This window comes from Afifella aestuarii (genome assembly GCF_004023665.1).
GTDB lineage: Bacteria > Pseudomonadota > Alphaproteobacteria > Rhizobiales > Afifellaceae > Afifella > Afifella aestuarii.
The window spans coordinates 145557-161573 of the sequence record NZ_SAUF01000001.1 but is presented as its reverse complement, the minus strand read 5'-3'; the positions used below and the strand labels follow the sequence as shown (position 1 = coordinate 161573).

The following is a 16017-nucleotide window of genomic DNA, read 5'->3' as shown; positions in this document are numbered from 1 at the left end:
TAATCGAATTGCCCGCTGTGGCGTGGTGAATGAAAGGCTACGTCTCAGAGCGCGTTGAGCAGTTGAAGTGCAGCGTCAGGATCGATGCGGCCATCGTACAGTGCCCGGCCGGTAATGGCGCCTTCGAGGCTCGCCGCGTCGAGCATGGTGAGGCGCACGATATCGGCCATCGAGGCGAGACCGCCGGAGGCGATGACCGGGATCGAGACATGCTCCGCAAGCGCGATCGTCGCCTCCCAATTGATCCCGGCAAGAACGCCGTCGCGGTCGATGTCGGTATAGATGATGGCCGCAACGCCGGCGTCTTCGAAGCTCTTGGCGAGGTCCTGCGCCTCCATATCGGAGGTTTCCGCCCAGCCTTCCACCGCGACTTTTCCGTCGCGCGCATCGATGCCGACGGCGATGCGGCCCGGATGTCGCCCTGCTGCCTCCTTCACCAGATCCGGATTGCGCAGAGCCGCTGTGCCCAAAATCACCCGCGTGACGCCCTTTTCGAGCCAGGCCTCGATCTGCGCCATGGAACGGATGCCGCCGCCGAGCTCCACCTTGAGATGGTCGCCGGTGGCCGCCAGCACCGCTTCGACGGCGGCGCCGTTGCGGCTTTCGCCGGCGAAGGCCCCGTCGAGATCGACCATGTGCAGCCAGGTGAAACCCATATCGGCGAAGGCGCGTGCCTGCGCCGCAGGATCGGCGTTGTAGGTCGTCGCCTCGCCCATCTCGCCGCGCTTCAGGCGCACGCATTCGCCGCTCTTCAGGTCGATCGCGGGAAACAGGATCATTGCGGCCTCACGGGCGCCAGTGGAGGAAATTGGCGATCAGCGCCAGGCCGAGCGCCTGGCTCTTCTCGGGGTGAAACTGCGTGCCGGCGATGTTGTCGCGACCGATCATCGCCGTGACCGGGCCGCCGTAATCGGCCGTCGCCAGCACATGTTCGGGAACGGCCGCGACGACGTGATAGGAATGGACGAAATAGGCGTCGAGTGCCTCGTCGATGCCGGCGAGAAGCGGATGGGGATGGCGCCCGACGAGCTCGTTCCAGCCCATATGCGGGATCTTGAGTTCTGGATCTTTCGGGCTGATCTCGACGACGTCGCCCGGAATCCAGCCAAAGCCCGCCGTTGTTTCCTTCTCAAGCCCACGTGTCGCCATCAGCTGGCAGCCGACGCATATGCCGAGAAAAGGGCGGCCGACCTTCATGACGGTCTCTTCGAGCGCGGCCACCATTCCAGGAACGCCGTCGAGCCCGCGGCGGCAATCGGCAAAGGCACCGACGCCCGGCAGAACGATGTGGTCGGCGCGCCGCACGACCTCCGGGTCGGAGGTGACGGCGACCTCACCGGCATAGCCGCTTTCGCGCGCAGACCGCTGAAACGCCTTGGCGGCCGAGCGCAGATTGCCCGAACCGTAATCGATAATCGCAACGCTCATCCGCCCCTCTCCGGAAAGAGCCCCATGACCTCCGGCGTGTCGCGATCGCCGGCGGCCGACCATGGACGCCCGCGCGGGCGGGCCGGCGCAACTTCGGGAACGACGGGCCGCGAGGCGGTGGTCGGCGCCGGCGCGGCGAATTCGTCTTCCCGCCCGCCGAAGAAGCGGATCGCAGCCTCGTCCTCGGAGCGGCCGGAGGCCGCCCCAGCCTCCCGCCAGCCGCGGCGCGACAGGGACCAGCGGCGGAGATTGTTGGCTTCGAGCGCGAAGAGGATCGCAAAGAGAAGGCCGCACCATTGCGCTGCCGCTTCTCCAAAGCGGAAGCCGAGTACCGCGATAGCCCCGCTTGCCACGAGGTAGAGCAGGAGCGGCAGCCACATGCGCCGGTAGAGAAGCCACAGAAACGGGATGAGAAGCGCCGGCCAGTTCATCCCGTCCTTGATGAAAACGGCGCGCAGGGCCCCATCGACGCCCTCTTTTTCGGGCGGCAGATGCACCGTGTAATGGGTCGTCCTGGAAAACATGCTCAAGCCGTCAGCGTGCCCTTGGTGGAGGGAATCTCGTCGGCAATGCGCGGATCGAGCGCAAGCGCCTGTCGCAGCACGCGTGCCACCGCCTTGAAGCAGGTCTCGGCGACGTGGTGGGCGTTCTCGCCGTAAAGGTTCTCGATGTGGAGCGTGATGCGGGCGTTCTGGGCAAACGCCTGGAAGAATTCCTTGAAGAGCTCCGTGTCGAAATCGCCCACTTTGTGGCGCGCAAAGCCGACGCGCCAGACGAGATAGGGCCGGCCCGACACGTCGACGGCAGCACGCGTCAGCGTTTCGTCCATAGCGAGATCGAGTGAGGCATAGCGGGTGATGCCGCGGCGGTCGCCGAGCGCGCGGTCGAGCGCCTGGCCGAGCGCGATGCCGACATCTTCGACCGTGTGATGCTGGTCGATGTGGAGATCCCCATCGGCCTTCAGCGTCAGATCGATCAGGGAGTGGCGCGAGAGCTGCTCCAGCATGTGATCGAAGAATCCGATGCCCGTCTCGACATCGTAGCGCCCGCCGCCATCAACATTGATGGCGAGGCTGATCTTGGTTTCGCTGGTGTCGCGGTTCAGCTCGGCCTTGCGCATCATGGCTCTCCTTCGCCGCCCGTCTTACCAGCGGGCGGGACCATTGCAAATGCGCTGTACGCACCCGACATGCCGCAGCGCGTTTGCAGGCCGGCCGCGCATGCCTAAATAGGGGCCAACCTGTACGAAAAGAGGGGGTGCCGGTCGAGGCCTCCACGGCTCACCCGCATCCGCTGACAAGGAGCAATCAGTGACAGAATTCGATCCCGCCGCCCCCTGGCACGGCACGACCATCGTGACCGTCCGCAAGGGCGACAAAGTCGTGATCGCAGGCGACGGCCAGGTGACCATGGGTCAGACCGTGATGAAGGCCAATGCCCGCAAGGTCCGCCCGCTCGCCAAAGGCGATGTGATCGCCGGATTTGCCGGTGCGACCGCGGACGCCTTCACGCTTCTGGAGCGGCTTGAAGCCAAGCTTGAACAATATCCGGGCCAGCTCATGCGCGCCTGCGTGGAACTCGCCAAAGACTGGCGCACCGACCGCTATTTGCGGCGCCTGGAGGCGATGATGATTGTCGCCGACAAGCAGACGACGCTGGTTCTGACCGGCACCGGCGACGTTCTGGAGCCGCAGGAAGGTGTGGCCGCCATCGGTTCCGGGGGCAATTACGCTCTCGCCGCTGCTCGTGCTCTCGGCGATTCCGATCTCGACGCGGAGGACATTGCCCGCCGCGCCATGCAGATCGCAGCCGAGATCTGCGTTTACACCAATCACAACATCATCGTCGAAAGCCTCACGGCGGAGTCCGCCTCATGACAACCTTTTCCCCCCGCGAGACCGTTTCGGAGCTCGACCGCTACATCATCGGCCAGAAGGAGGCGAAGCGCGCCGTCGCCATCGCCCTTCGCAACCGCTGGCGCCGCCAGCAGCTGGAAGGCCCGCTGCGTGAAGAGGTTCTGCCGAAGAACATCCTGATGATCGGCCCGACGGGTGTCGGCAAGACCGAGATTTCGCGCCGCCTCGCCAAGCTGGTCAATGCGCCTTTCATCAAGGTGGAAGCGACGAAATTCACCGAGGTCGGCTATGTCGGCCGCGACGTCGAACAGATCATCCGCGATCTCGTCGAGGCCGGCATCGCCATGGTGCGCGAGATGAAGCGCAAGGAAGTGCAGGCAAAGGCGCATCTGCAGGCGGAAGAGCGGGTTCTCGACGCGCTCGTCGGCCAGCATGCGAGCCCGACGACCCGGGACAGCTTCCGCCACAAGCTGCGCGAGGGCCTGCTCGACGACAAGGAGATTGAGATTGAGGTGCGCGACGTCTCCAACCCGATGGGGGCCTTTGAGGTGCCTGGCATGCCGGGTGCCTCCGTCGGCGTCATGAATGTCGGCGAGATGCTGGGCAAAGCCTTCGGCCAGGGCCGCACCAAGACGCGCAAGACGCTCGTCAAGGATTCTTACGATCTCTTGATCGCCGAGGAATCCGACAATCTTCTCGACGACGACCAGATCGTGCAGGAAGCCATTCGCGCGGTGGAGGACGACGGCATCGTCTTCCTCGACGAGATCGACAAGATCTGCGCTCGCGATGGGCGCGCCGGAGGCGATGTCTCCCGCGAGGGCGTGCAGCGCGATCTCTTGCCGCTCGTCGAAGGTACGACGGTTGCGACCAAGCACGGACCGGTGAAGACCGATCACATCCTCTTCGTGGCCTCAGGCGCATTCCATGTCTCGAAGCCGTCGGACCTTCTGCCGGAGCTGCAGGGCCGCCTGCCGATCCGTGTGGAGCTCAGGGCGCTGACGGAGGAAGATTTCCGCCGCATCCTGACGGAGACGGAAGCAAGCCTCGTAAAGCAGTATGTGGCGCTTCTTTCGACCGAAGGCGTGACGCTGGAATTCACCGATGACGCCATCGACGCGATTGCGCGGCTCGGTGTGGAGATCAACTCCAGCGTGGAGAATATCGGCGCAAGGCGGCTTCAGACCGTGATGGAGCGGATCCTCGACGAGATCTCGTTTACGGCGCCCGATCGCCATGGCGAGACGGTCACGATTGACGCTGCTTATGTCGAGGAGCATGTCGGCGATCTGGCGCGAAACGCCGATCTCAGCCGCTTCATTCTCTAGGCTTTTGTCGTGAGCTTCGCACCGGCCGGCCGGACGAAGCTTCGGGTTGCAATACGAGCGGGGCACGAGATCAGATCGCGCCCCGCTTTTTTAGTCAGTCGATTGACTGATATTCTAAATATCTGAGCATAAAAGCGTTTATCAGCCTTGCAGGCTCAGGCTGGGAGCCCTGCCAACAAACGCTCTTGTTCCGCGAGGCTCCGAAGGGAGGCCTGCGGTCTCGCGCCCAGATGGGAAATGATCTCGCCCGCGGCGAGCGAGCCGAGCTCAGCGCAGCGGCCGAGCGGCGCGTTGCGGGCAAGACCGAAGAGGAAGCCGGAGGCAAAGAGGTCGCCGGCGCCGGTCTTGTCGAGGATCGTCTCGACCTCGGGTGCCGGGACGTTGATGCGTTCGCCTCCACGCACCACGAGCGAGCCTTCCGCGCCGAGCGTGACGGCGGCAAGGCCGACATCCGCCGCGAGCGATTCGATGCCGCTCGCAAGGTCGCTCGTCTCGTAGAGAGCCAGAACCTCATGGTTGTTGGCGAAGACGACGTCGACGACACCGCTGCGCATCAGCTCCAGGAATTCCGACCGGAAGCGGTCGACGCAGAAGGAATCCGACAAGGTGAGCGCCACCTTGCGGCCGGCGCGATGGGCGATCTCGGAGGCTGTGCGGAACGCTTCCTTGGCTTTCGGCGGATCCCAGAGATAGCCTTCGAGATAGGTGATTTCCGCAGCTTCCACCGTCGCCTTGTCGATGTCTGCCGCGGTGAGCTCCTGGCAGGCACCGAGATAGGTGCTCATGGTGCGCTCTGAATCCGGCGTGATCAGAATGAGGCAGCGCGCCGTCGGCGCTCCTTCCGCCAGCGGCTTCGCCGGGAAGGCGATACCGACCGATTGCATGTCGTGACGGTAGAAATGGCCGAGCTCGTCGTCCGCCACCTTGCCGATGAAGGCTGCCGAACCGCTCAGAGAGGCGACACCTGCCGCCGTATTGCCGGCGCAGCCGCCGGAGATGAGCTGGCCCGGACCCATCGTGTCGTAAAGCGTCTCGGCGCGATCGGACTCGATCAGATGCATGGAGCCTTTGACGAGTTTCTCGCTGACGAGAAAAGCATCGTCCGCCTGTGCCAGCACATCGACGATGGCATTGCCGATCGCCAGGACATCGTATTTCCGTTCGGCCATTCGCTCCCCTCCAAAAGGTTTTTGCGCGGTAGCCGATCGTGCGGTGCTTTGCAAATCTCGCCGCTTGCCCGGCCGTCGTGCTTTTCCTATCTCTTCGCGGCCATGTTAGACGATGCCCAACGCTCCCTGGAAGAAATCCTATCGCCGCCGTTCCGCAACGTGTTGTGGAAGTCGGTCGGCCTGACGCTCGGGCTCTTGCTGGTCTTGTGGCTCGTCCTCGAAGGGCTCGTCGTGCACTTTCTGGCGCTGCCCTATCCCTGGCTCGAAACCGGTCTGACGATCGTCTCCGGCATCGGTCTCGTCGTCGGGCTTGCCTTCCTGGCGGCGCCGGCAACCTCGCTTTTCGCCGGCATTTTCCTCGACGAGATCGCCGAGGTGGTTGAGAAGAACCATTACCCGAGCGAGCCGGTGGGAAGGGCGCTCCCCTTGATGGAGGGCATTCTCACCACGTTGCAGTTCACGCTCGTGGTCGTCGGCGTCAATCTAGTCGCCTTGCCTCTAGTCCTCTTCGTCGGCTTCGGTGTCGTCATCTTCTTTGTCGCCAACGGCTATCTTCTCGGCCGGGAATATTTCGATCTCGCGGCGCGGCGTTTTCACGATCGGCGCGTGGCGAAGATCCTCAGGCTCCGGCATTCCGGCCGCATCTTCCTGGCGGGCCTCGTCATCGCGGGCTTCACCGCCGTGCCTCTCGTCAATCTCCTGGCGCCGCTTTTCGCCACCGCCTTCATGGTGCATGTGCACAAGCGTATCCAAAAAGCTGAGCGCAGACCCGGCGGGCTGCTCGCTCCCGCCTGAACGCCGGCCGGCGTACCTGCCGCCGCCTGCGCCTCAGGCTATCTCATTGAGGTCGCGCGCAAGATCGGCTCGGACGAGCGCCGCGACAAGGCGCGGAAAATCCTTGTGGGACACCTGTTTTGCGAGCTCCTCGGCGTCCTCGCCCAGGTCGAGCTTTTTGGCGGCGGCGAGCGCCTTCTTGTCGGCGAAGGGGAAAAGTTCGTCCCAGGCCGGCTGTACCTCGCGGAAGAAGATGTCGACGCCGACATCGCCAAGCCCCTTGAATTCCTTCAGGAGCTTGCGTTCCCGGGCCGGCTCCTCGTCGGCCGCGTCGCGCAATTTCCTGAGATCGCCACGATATTTGTCGAGAAGGAGCTCCGAGGTCTCACCGAGCATCCGCGACGTGCTCTCGTCATAGCGGGCATAGCCATGCGAGGTGAGGACGTCGACGCGGTCCTGCCAGCTCGCGGCGGCCATTTTGTCGGGCGTGGTGTAGCCGGCGTCCGCCAAGGCTTTTGCCGCACGTAAGGCGTTGTCGGCGCTGATGCGCGCGGAAAACAGGATCGAGGCGGTCAGCCATCGAAACAGGGGGGAGGGCGTATTCTTGGCGATCGGGATGCCAAGTTCGTCGCAATAGGTGGTGCCGTGACGCTCCAGGAGCGTCTTGATGCGCGCCGATTTCGATGCGGCCATCGTTATCTCCTCGGAATTGGCTCATGGGCGAAACCCGAGCCTCCTCTCGCTGTTCCCCACAATGTGAAGCCTCTGGAACAACGTCAAACTGCAAAAATACACGAAATGGCTGCATAAAAACGCGTCGGGCACGCTTTCCGCCCCTTGCGGAGCCAGGTGGGGCGCCTACCTGCGAGGAATGGCGCCGCCTATTCGCCCAACAGATGGACCCGCAGACGTTCGGTGGCGTCGGGTCCGAACCCCGAACTTTGGGGGCTATGCTTGAAACTCAGCGACAACCAGATTGCCGCGGTCCGTGAGACCGTGGGTGCCGAACCCATTCCGGAAGACAACCCGGCTATGGAGCCGCTGAAGCAGAACTTCGGCGACCATACGTTTTACGTCGACAACACCGGCCTTCTCGTCCTGGAACCGGTGAACGATCCGAACCAGCCCGGCGAGCCGGCGGCGGTGATCCATATCGCCACGTGGACCGACGAGGAACGCAAGCAGCTGCAGCCGATCGAGCCGAAGGCGTCGGGCGCAGTCCTGGATCTGGCTCCGGCCGGTCCTGCGAACGGTGCCGGCGGCACCGCCGCGTAACGGAAGCTTCGTTGTCGATTGCGGTCGACGCATGCCGGCCGCAGGATTGCACCGCGCCCGGTCTCGCCGATGAGGTGAGGCCGGGCGCGCGCATGTCAGACTAACGCTGCGCCATGTCGGCGCCTGTCCGGTTCGCTGACGATGCGGGCACTAGGTCGGCTGCCTAATGCGCCGCTTCCCAATTGTCGGCAGCCCGCGCATCGACTTGCAGCGGGACTCTGAGCGCCACGGCCGGCTCCGCCGCCTTTTCCATCACCTCGCGGATGACGGGAAGGCTCGCCTCGACCTCTTCTTCCGGCACTTCGAAGATCAGTTCGTCATGCACCTGCAGGAGCATGCGCGCGGAAAGCTGTGCCTCGGCGAGGGCATCTTCCATGCGGATCATGGCGCGGCGGATGATATCGGCCGCAGATCCCTGGATCGGCGCGTTGATCGCTGCGCGTTCCGCCCCTGACCTGATCGAATGGTTGGAGTGCTTGATGTTCGGGAAATGCGCGCGGCGCCCGAAGAGCGTCTCCACATAGCCCTTGTCGCGCGCTTTCTCCTTCGTCTCCTCCATATAATCGCGGATGCCCGGGAAGCGCTTGAAATAGGTCTTGATGTAGTCGCCCGCCTCCTCGCGGCCGATGCCGAGCTGGGCGGCGAGGCCGAAGGCCGAAATGCCGTAGATGATGCCGAAATTGATCGCCTTGGCGCGGCGGCGGATCATCGGGTCCATGCCTTCGATCGGCGTTGCAAACATCTCCGAGGCCGTCATCGCATGAATGTCGAGCCCGTCCTCGAAGGCGCGGCGAAGCGCCGGGATTTCCGCGATATGGGCGAGAATCCGAAGTTCGATCTGCGAATAATCGGCCGAGACGAGGCGGGTGCCTTCCTCCGCCACGAAGGCGGTGCGGATTTCGCGTCCCTCCTCGGTGCGGACAGGAATGTTCTGCAGGTTTGGTTCGGAAGAGGAGAGCCGGCCCGTCGTCGTGGAGGCGAGGGAATAAGACGTGTGCACGCGCCCGCGTGTGTCGAGATAGGAGGGGATGGCGTCGGTATAGGTGCCTTTGAGCTTGGTGAGCTGGCGCCAGGCGACGATCTTCATCGGCAGGGGATGGCCCTCGGCCGCGAGATCCTCCAGCACCTTGACGTCCGTCGACCATTGCCCGCCTTTGGTCTTGCGGCCGCCCGGCAGGCCGAGCTTGCCGAAGAGAACCTCCCCGAGCTGCTTTGGCGAGCCGATGTTGAAGCTCTCGCCCGCCATGTCGACAATCTCCGCTTCGAGCCCTGCCGCTTTCTGGGCAAAGCGTCCGGAAAGGCGCGAGAGGATGTCTCGATCGACCTTGATGCCGCGTTCTTCCATGCGGGCGAGTACCGGCAGAAGCGGCCGTTCCAGCCGCTCGTAGACATTGGTGAGCCCTTCGGCAGCAAGGCGCGGCTTCAAGACCAGCCAAAGCCGCAGTGTGACGTCGGCGTCCTCGGCGGCATAAGAGGTGGCGCGGTCGATCGGCGCGAAGTCGAAGGTGACCTTGTCGCGACCCGTGCCGCAGACGTCCTTATAGGCGATCGGCTTGTGGCCGAGATGGCGTTCCGACAGAATATCCATACCGTGCTGCTGGCCGAAACCGGCATCGAGCGCATAGGAAATCAGCATCGTGTCGTCGTAACTTGCGATCTCGATGCCGCGGGCTTTGAGGAGCAGCCAGTCGTATTTGAGGTTCTGGCCGATCTTGAGGATCGTCGGGTCTTCCAGGAGTGGCTTCAGGAGTTCGAGAGCCCTGGCCTCCCCGATCTGCGTATAGTCACTATCGCTTGAATCGGAAAAAGAGAGAGAGTCGGCACCGCCGTCCACACCGCCTTCCGCTGCGGCTTCACGAGCCTTTTCCGTCTCCGCACGCCCGCCAAACAGGTCGGAATGGGGGGCCGCATCGGGGCGGCGATGCCCGAGAGGCACGTAACACGCCTCGCCCGGTGCCACAGCGAGCGAGACGCCGCACAGCGTCGCCTGCAAGGGATTGAGGCTCGTCGTCTCCGTATCGAAGGCAAGACGCCCCGCCGCATAGGCACGTTCGATCCAGGCCTCCAGCGCCTCGATCGTGCGCACGCATTCGTAAGAGCTTGGATCGATCTTCGGTTCAGTCGCCGTCTCGGCGCGCTGGCGCGCAAGATCGGCGGGGGCCGCCAGGAAGCCGCGTTCGTCGGCGAAGGCGCCGTCGACAGGCGCTGCGACACTGCCCGGTCCGTCCCCCTTCGTCTCGGCAAGGTCCGGGCCGTGCGCGGCGGGCCCTGCGCCCCACCCTGCGATCTCGAGTGTCGGTGCTGAGATCGCCGCCGCATCGGCTTCCATCTTTTCGGCGATGCGGCGCGTCAGCGTGTTGAACTCCATCGCCTTGCAGAAGCCGATCGCTTTTGCCGCATCGAGGCTTTCCACGGCGAGATCGCCGAGCGGCACCTCGAGTGGCACGCTCGTGGAAAGTTCGACGAGCTTCTTGGAGATGCGCGCCTGCTCGGCAAATTCGATGAGGTTCTCGCGGCGCTTGTTCTGCTTGATCTCCGATGCGCGGGAGAGAAGCGTTTCGAGATCCCCGTAATCGTGCAGGAGCTGTGCGGCGGTCTTCGGCCCGATGCCCGGCACCCCCGGCACATTGTCGGTCGGATCGCCGGTCAGCGCCTGCAGATCGATCATCTTGTCGGGGAAGACGCCGAATTTCTGCATGACGAATTCGGCATCGATCAGCTGATCGCGCATCGTGTCGAACATGATGACGGAGGGCCCGATCAGCTGCATCAGATCCTTGTCGGAGGAGATGATGGTCGTGCGCGCCCCGGCCTCACAGGCGAGCTTCGCATAGGTGGCGATGAGGTCGTCCGCCTCCCATCCCTGCTGTTCGACACAGGCGAGGTTGAAGGCGCGCGTGGCGTCGCGGATCAGGCTGAACTGCGGAACGAGATCCTCCGGCGGTTCGGGCCGATGCGCCTTGTACTCGGGGTAGATCTCGTTGCGGAACGTCTTCGCCGAATAATCGAAGATGACGGCGAAATGGGTGGGTTCGTCGCCCTTTTCCGGCGTCGGCCCCTCCTGCAGGAGCTTCCAGATCATGTTGCAGAAGCCGGAGACGGCGCCGACGGGCAGGCCGTCGGATTTGCGCGTCAAAGGCGGCAGGGCATGGAAGGCGCGGAAGATGAAGGCCGAGCCGTCGACGAGGACGAGATGATCGCCGGATGTCATGCCGGCGCCGGAGGCGGATTTTTCGGAGGAGCTCATGGCGCGGAGATTTGACTGCCGCGCCTCCGATTTCAAGCAGAACCGATCCGGCCCAGGCGGCATCCCCTGCGAAGAGGAGATTTACTCCGCCGGGGCGATCGCCGCCTTCTGCCCGGGTTTGCTACGCCAGGGCTGGTCGATCCGGGCCCAGGCGGGCCGTACGAAGAGGAAGGTGCCCCAGCCGGTGCGTCGGGTGAATTCATACAAGATGACCGGGCCGATGACGCCCGCCGCGGTGACGAGAAGCGAGATCGTGCCGATATCGGTGATGAGGCCGAGCTTCAAAAGGACGGTGCGGGTCACCACCATCGGCAGGAAGAAGGCGAGATAGACGACAATCGAATTGGCGCCGAGATAGGTGAGAGGACGTGAGACGAGCGTCTTCGCCAGCAAGACGGAGAAGGTGCAGACTGCGACCGCCCCCGCGAAACCGAGGCCGAGCGAAACGACGGGAAGCTTCGAGATGCCGCCGAACACGCAGGCCGCGTTGAGGACACCCCAGGCGGCGAGATAGCCGACACCGAAAAGGAGATGTCGGTCGGCACGGTCCGCAAAACGGAAGATCGCATCCGCCAGGATGAAGCCTGTGTAGAAATAGACGAAGCGCGAGGCGAATTCGTCGATCAGCATCGAGCCGGTGTCGATATGCGCAATCTCGAGCCCGGCCGCCACCAGCCAGACGAGCCAAGCCGGCACGCGGCCATGAACGAGGCGCGTCACGGCAAAAAAGATCGCCAGATGGTAGATGAACCAGAGTGTGCCGAAAGGCTCTACGAAGCTCTTCAGGTAGAACAGCAAAGCGCCGTCCCAGCCATAATCCGAGGCGAATTCGGGCGCCTTCAGAACGAACTGGATGGTGAGCCAGAGCACGTAAAAATAGGCGAAATGCAGGATCTTGCGGTCGACATAGAGACGCAAGGGCGCGGTGATGCGGGCGGACAGAAAAAGCCCTGCAATCATGAAGAAGTCGGGCATCCGGAAGGGGCGGGCGAATTCGACGACGTAATTCATCCAGCCGTTGGCGCCGACCGCCTTCTCCACCCCCAGCGTCGAATGCATCATCACCACCATGATGATGCAAAATCCCTTGGCGACGTCGACCCATGCGACGCGCGTTCGTGCTGAGGTGGTCGCTGTGCCGGCCGCATCCATGGCGCGATCCTTCGTTCGGAAGAAACCCCGTCTACTATGCGAAGCTTGCTCCGCGGCGTCGCGACATATTCTAAAAGACAGTTAAAATTGCAGGCATTTGCGGCCAAAGGGCCGCTCCGCCAAGCCCGGCGGGCCGCATGCAGCAATCTTCGGCTATCAGAAACCGCCGGCGCCGGAGAAGGAACGGGGGGCTTCGTCGATCAGACGGGCGCCCGAGCCGGTGACCTCGTAGACGGCGAGCTGACGTTGATTGGTGCCGTCCGATTTGAGCCGAAAGACGCCATCGACACCGTTGAAACCGTTCGCATTGGTGAGAAGGCTGGCAGAGAAGGCATCGTTGGGATTCTGCCGCACCAGCCCGGCCGCCAGAACCGTGGCGTCGTAGGCAAGCGTCGCGTTGCGCGGCGGCTCCGAGCCATAGGCCGCCTGGTAGCGTGCGGCGAACCCGTCGAAGGTGCGCCGTGTTGGTGCCGGGAACCAGCCGCCGGCAAGCGCGCCATTGTTGAGGACGGCCGGATCGTTCCACTGGCCGCTGCCGAGAAGCTTGATATTGCTGCCGGCGGAGCCGAGCGCCTGCGAGATGAGGGCTGGCGCCTGACCGGCGTCGGGAATGAAAAGCGCATCGATGCGCGAGGAAATGGCCGCGATATCGGCCGTCTTAGCCCGGATATCGGTGTCGTTGAGGTCGTAATGCTCGATCGCGACGACCCGTCCGCCCGCATTGGCGACCGCCTGGCGGAAGGCCGCGTCGACGACCGTGCCATAGGCGTTGTTGGGCAGGAGCGCGGCGAAGGATTCCCGCCCTTCGCTCGCCGCATAGGAGACGATGCGTTCAGCATCCGAGCCCGGTAGGAAGCTCAGGAGATAGACGCCGGGGCCAGCAACTGCGGTGTCGGACGAGAAGGCCACCATCGGCGCATTGGCCCGGCGCGCCACGGGTGCTGCAGCGCTGACCGATGAGGCGAAAAGCGGTCCGAGAACGATCTTGGTTCCTTCCGAGACGGCCTTTTCGGCGGCCGCCTGCGCGCCTGCCGGCGTGCCGCCGGTGTCATAGACGATGAGCGAGATCGGCACGTTGGGGAAGTCGCTCATCGCCATCTCGGCGGAATTGCGGAAGGCCCGCGCGGCATTGCCGGCATTGCCCGTCGCCGTCAGCGGCAAAAGCATGGCGACCCGCGTGGTGCCGCTGCCGATGACCTCTCCGGTGGGTGCGGCAGGTCCCTGATCGACCGGCAGATTGCCGCCGCCATTCCCCGACATCGAGGTGCACCCCGCCAGAAACAGGAAAACGAGCGCTGTCGCGAACCAGCCGAAAAGGCCATTTGGCATCGAAAAATTTCGCCTGAACACGTCGTCTCTCCCGCCCGGAATGGTTGCCAGGCACCCTTTTGGATCCTAGGCATTCGTCATAAGCGGCGCGTGGCGCCGTCTCAAGGGCAGCCGCAGAGAATGGCCGGAGACAGAGATAGAATTTTCGTCATGCGGGGCCACGAACTGACGGCGCCGCATCTCGAGCCGGGCCTCTATGTCACGGCAACGCCGATCGGCCATCTCGGCGACATCACCATCCGTGCGCTGGAGGTTCTGGCCGCGGCCGACGTGATCGCGGCTGAAGACACCCGGGTCACCCGCAAACTTCTGTCGCGCTACGGCATCACCACCCGCCTCACCGCCTATCACGAACATTCCCATCCCGATGTCGACGACCGCCTCGTGAAGCTGATGGCGGAGGGCGAGGCCGTGGCGCTCGTCACGGATGCCGGCACGCCGGTCGTCTCCGATCCCGGCACGCGGCTCGTCGCGCGTGCGGTTGCCGAAGGTGTTGCCGTCCATCCGATCCCCGGCGCCTCGAGCCTCACCGCGGCCTTGAGCGTTGCCGGGATTTCGGCCGAGGCGACGCTCTTTCTGGGTTTTCTGCCGGCGAAGGAGAAAGCCCGGCGGGACGCGCTTCGGCGGCTCGCCGATCTTCCCTTCGCCCTCGTTCTTCTGGAAGCGCCGCATCGGCTCCAGGCTTTCGCCCGCGACGCAAACGAGATCCTCGGAGATCGGCCCGTCTGTCTGTGCCGGGAGATGACGAAGCTGCACGAGACGTTCCTGCGCGGTTCGCTCGCCGATCTTGCCGACGCGGCGGGCGAACAGGACAAAGGCGAGATTGTCGTGGTGATCGGGCCCCCAGCCCCCAGGGAGGCGGGTGAAGGCTTCGATGAGGCCGATCTCGACCGCATGCTCGCCGAGCGTCTCGGCACGATGGGGGTCAAGGATGCCGCCCGCGAGGTTGCGGAGGAAACCGGCTTGCCGCGGCGCACGCTCTATCAGCGTGCGCTGTCGCTCGGCAAGGAGTGAGAGACGGGGGGCACTGGATGAGCAAGAAGCGGCGCCGGGCCTACCGACAGGGCCATATGGCCGAGATGGCGGCGGCGCTCTTCCTCATGATGAAGGGGTATAGGATCCTCGCACGCCGCTACCGGACGCCACTTGGCGAGATCGATCTCATTGCTCGTCGCGGCCGCACCGTCGCCTTCGTCGAGGTGAAGCTTCGTGGTGAGAGAGAGGCGGCAGACTGGGCGCTCACCCCACGCAGCGAAAGGCGCATCGGTGCCGCCGCAAGCGTTTGGACCTCGCGGCATCCCGCCGCCATGGAGTTCACGCAGCGCTTCGATCTCGTTCTCGTTTCCCCTTTTCGTTTACCCCGGCATCTTGCGGACGCCTTTCGCCCTCCCAATTGATTGCCTCCGGCCACTCGATTGCATCGGGCCGCTTGATTGCATCGGGAATGAAGCGCGGCTAACCCAGAAGCCAGAAGAACGGAGAGACCAATGGCCCTTTCAGTCGCAGTGCAGATGGATCCGATCGCTCAGATCGATATTCGCGGCGATACGACCTTCGCGCTGATGCTGGAGGCGCAAAAGCGCGGCCACAGCCTCTTCTATTACGAGCCGCGGCACCTCTCGATGGAGGGCGGCCGCGTCTTTGCCCGCATGCGGGCGGTGAGCGTTGCCGACGAGGTCGGCCGTCATTACGCGCTCGATGAGGCGGAACAGCAGCTCGGGCTCGAAGATTTCGATGTCGTCCTGATGCGCCAGGATCCGCCATTCGACATGGCCTATATCTCGGCGACGCATCTCTTGGAGCGGGTTCATCCGAAGACCCTCGTCGTCAACGATCCGGCCCATGTGCGCAACGCGCCGGAAAAACTCTTCGTCACCGAATTTTCCGATCTGATGCCGGAGACGCTGATCTCCCGCGACATCGCAGCGATCCGCGCCTTCCGCGAAAAGCACCGCGACATCATCCTGAAGCCGCTCTACGGCAATGGTGGTGCCGCGGTTTTCCGTATCAGCGAGGGGGACGAAAACCTGTCCTCGCTGATCGAACTTTTCGAAACGACCTTCCGCGAGCCCTTCGTCGTGCAGCGCTATCTGCCTGAGATTCGCAAGGGCGACAAACGCATCATCATTGTCGACGGCGAGCCCGCCGGTGCGATCAACCGGATCCCGGCGGTGGGTGATGCGCGCTCCAACATGCATGTCGGCGGTAAGGCCGTTGCCGCCGAACTCACCGATCGCGACCGGGAAATCTGTGCCCGCATCGGCCCGGAACTCAAGGCGCGCGGCTTCATCCTCGTCGGCATCGACGTGATCGGCGACGTGATGACGGAGATCAACGTCACCTCGCCCACAGGCATCCGCGAGCTGCAGCGTTTTTCGGATATCGATGCGGCTGCGATGGTGTGGGACGCGATCGAACAGCGCTGCAAGGGCTGACGGGCAACTGCCAGCGAAGGCCTT

At 63.9% G+C, this 16017-nt stretch carries 16 protein-coding genes; 7 read left to right on the top strand and 9 right to left on the bottom strand.

Annotated elements, in window-relative coordinates; genetic code table 11:
- Positions 1–44 precede the first annotated feature (44 nt).
- The 4 genes from hisA to hisB are packed head-to-tail and all read right to left on the bottom strand — an operon-like array spanning position 45 to position 2548.
- Positions 45–779 (bottom strand): 1-(5-phosphoribosyl)-5-[(5-phosphoribosylamino)methylideneamino]imidazole-4-carboxamide isomerase, encoded by a 735-nt coding sequence (hisA, locus tag EO094_RS00670; protein WP_128290442.1) that lies wholly within the window; start codon positions 777–779, stop codon positions 45–47.
- A gap of 7 nt (positions 780–786) precedes the next feature.
- Positions 787–1428: an imidazole glycerol phosphate synthase subunit HisH gene (gene hisH, locus EO094_RS00665; protein ID WP_128290441.1), complete on the bottom strand. Its 642-nt coding sequence runs from the start codon at positions 1426–1428 to the stop codon at positions 787–789.
- Positions 1425–1952 (bottom strand): DUF2628 domain-containing protein, encoded by a 528-nt coding sequence (locus EO094_RS00660; protein WP_128290440.1) that lies wholly within the window; start codon positions 1950–1952, stop codon positions 1425–1427. The genes hisH and EO094_RS00660 overlap by 4 nt, the downstream gene beginning before the upstream one ends.
- 2 nt (positions 1953–1954) lie before the next feature.
- Positions 1955–2548: an imidazoleglycerol-phosphate dehydratase HisB gene (gene hisB, locus EO094_RS00655; protein WP_128290439.1), complete on the bottom strand. Its 594-nt coding sequence runs from the start codon at positions 2546–2548 to the stop codon at positions 1955–1957.
- A 190-nt stretch (positions 2549–2738) separates the two neighbouring features.
- On the opposite strand from hisB, the gene hslV reads away from it, so the two are divergent.
- Positions 2739–3305 (top strand): ATP-dependent protease subunit HslV, encoded by a 567-nt coding sequence (gene hslV / locus EO094_RS00650; RefSeq protein WP_128290438.1) that lies wholly within the window; start codon positions 2739–2741, stop codon positions 3303–3305.
- Positions 3302–4612: an ATP-dependent protease ATPase subunit HslU gene (gene hslU, locus EO094_RS00645; protein ID WP_128290437.1), complete on the top strand. Its 1311-nt coding sequence runs from the start codon at positions 3302–3304 to the stop codon at positions 4610–4612. Before hslV ends, hslU begins: the two co-directional genes overlap by 4 nt.
- Positions 4613–4767: 155 nt before the next feature.
- Here hslU and EO094_RS00640 read toward each other — a convergent pair whose 3' ends face one another.
- Positions 4768–5781 (bottom strand): adenosine kinase, encoded by a 1014-nt coding sequence (locus EO094_RS00640; RefSeq protein ID WP_128290436.1) that lies wholly within the window; start codon positions 5779–5781, stop codon positions 4768–4770.
- 102 nt (positions 5782–5883) lie between these two features.
- Here EO094_RS00640 and EO094_RS00635 point away from each other — a divergent pair, with 102 nt between their 5' ends.
- Positions 5884–6576 (top strand): sulfate transporter family protein, encoded by a 693-nt coding sequence (locus EO094_RS00635; RefSeq protein WP_128290435.1) that lies wholly within the window; start codon positions 5884–5886, stop codon positions 6574–6576.
- 33 nt (positions 6577–6609) lie between these two features.
- Here EO094_RS00635 and EO094_RS00630 read toward each other — a convergent pair whose 3' ends face one another.
- Positions 6610–7248: an HhH-GDP family DNA glycosylase gene (locus EO094_RS00630; protein WP_128290434.1), complete on the bottom strand. Its 639-nt coding sequence runs from the start codon at positions 7246–7248 to the stop codon at positions 6610–6612.
- A gap of 261 nt (positions 7249–7509) precedes the next feature.
- Here EO094_RS00630 and EO094_RS00625 point away from each other — a divergent pair, with 261 nt between their 5' ends.
- Positions 7510–7830, top strand: coding sequence for a hypothetical protein (locus EO094_RS00625; protein WP_092811922.1), 321 nt, complete (start codon positions 7510–7512; stop codon positions 7828–7830).
- A 163-nt stretch (positions 7831–7993) separates the two neighbouring features.
- Here the strand turns inward: EO094_RS00625 and polA are convergent, their stop codons facing one another.
- The 3 genes from polA to EO094_RS00610 all read right to left on the bottom strand — a co-directional run bounded on the left by polA (position 7994) and on the right by EO094_RS00610 (position 13558).
- Entirely contained in the window at positions 7994–11041 is a 3048-nt protein-coding gene (gene polA, locus EO094_RS00620) for a DNA polymerase I (protein ID WP_128291743.1), read from the bottom strand.
- A gap of 117 nt (positions 11042–11158) precedes the next feature.
- A complete protein-coding gene (locus tag EO094_RS00615; protein ID WP_128290433.1) occupies positions 11159–12229 on the bottom strand; it encodes an acyltransferase family protein in 1071 nt (356 codons plus the stop codon).
- 156 nt (positions 12230–12385) lie between these two features.
- On the bottom strand, positions 12386–13558 hold the full coding sequence (locus tag EO094_RS00610; RefSeq protein ID WP_128290432.1) for a penicillin-binding protein activator: 1173 nt from the start codon (positions 13556–13558) through the stop codon (positions 12386–12388).
- A gap of 150 nt (positions 13559–13708) precedes the next feature.
- Here EO094_RS00610 and rsmI point away from each other — a divergent pair, with 150 nt between their 5' ends.
- The 3 genes from rsmI to gshB all read left to right on the top strand — a co-directional run bounded on the left by rsmI (position 13709) and on the right by gshB (position 15993).
- Entirely contained in the window at positions 13709–14572 is an 864-nt protein-coding gene (gene rsmI / locus EO094_RS00605) for a 16S rRNA (cytidine(1402)-2'-O)-methyltransferase (RefSeq protein WP_246008322.1), read from the top strand.
- A 17-nt stretch (positions 14573–14589) separates the two neighbouring features.
- Entirely contained in the window at positions 14590–14955 is a 366-nt protein-coding gene (locus EO094_RS00600; protein WP_128290430.1) for a YraN family protein, read from the top strand.
- A 90-nt stretch (positions 14956–15045) separates the two neighbouring features.
- Complete coding sequence (gshB, locus tag EO094_RS00595; protein WP_128290429.1) at positions 15046–15993, top strand: glutathione synthase; 948 nt, start codon at positions 15046–15048, stop codon at positions 15991–15993.
- Positions 15994–16017: the final 24 nt, after the last annotated feature.

Coding starts and splice junctions, on each gene's coding strand:
- EO094_RS00640 (WP_128290436.1), bottom strand. CDS start 5,781: ATGGCCGAACGGAAATACGATGTCCTGGCGATCGGCAATGCCATCGTC.
- polA (WP_128291743.1), bottom strand. CDS start 11,041: ATGACATCCGGCGATCATCTCGTCCTCGTCGACGGCTCGGCCTTCATC.
- hslU (WP_128290437.1), top strand. CDS start 3,302: ATGACAACCTTTTCCCCCCGCGAGACCGTTTCGGAGCTCGACCGCTAC.
- hisH (WP_128290441.1), bottom strand. CDS start 1,428: ATGAGCGTTGCGATTATCGATTACGGTTCGGGCAATCTGCGCTCGGCC.
- EO094_RS00635 (WP_128290435.1), top strand. CDS start 5,884: ATGTTAGACGATGCCCAACGCTCCCTGGAAGAAATCCTATCGCCGCCG.
- EO094_RS00610 (WP_128290432.1), bottom strand. CDS start 13,558: ATGCCAAATGGCCTTTTCGGCTGGTTCGCGACAGCGCTCGTTTTCCTG.
- EO094_RS00660 (WP_128290440.1), bottom strand. CDS start 1,952: ATGTTTTCCAGGACGACCCATTACACGGTGCATCTGCCGCCCGAAAAA.
- EO094_RS00600 (WP_128290430.1), top strand. CDS start 14,590: ATGAGCAAGAAGCGGCGCCGGGCCTACCGACAGGGCCATATGGCCGAG.
- hisA (WP_128290442.1), bottom strand. CDS start 779: ATGATCCTGTTTCCCGCGATCGACCTGAAGAGCGGCGAATGCGTGCGC.
- EO094_RS00630 (WP_128290434.1), bottom strand. CDS start 7,248: ATGGCCGCATCGAAATCGGCGCGCATCAAGACGCTCCTGGAGCGTCAC.
- hisB (WP_128290439.1), bottom strand. CDS start 2,548: ATGCGCAAGGCCGAGCTGAACCGCGACACCAGCGAAACCAAGATCAGC.
- gshB (WP_128290429.1), top strand. CDS start 15,046: ATGGCCCTTTCAGTCGCAGTGCAGATGGATCCGATCGCTCAGATCGAT.
- EO094_RS00615 (WP_128290433.1), bottom strand. CDS start 12,229: ATGGATGCGGCCGGCACAGCGACCACCTCAGCACGAACGCGCGTCGCA.
- rsmI (WP_246008322.1), top strand. CDS start 13,709: ATGCGGGGCCACGAACTGACGGCGCCGCATCTCGAGCCGGGCCTCTAT.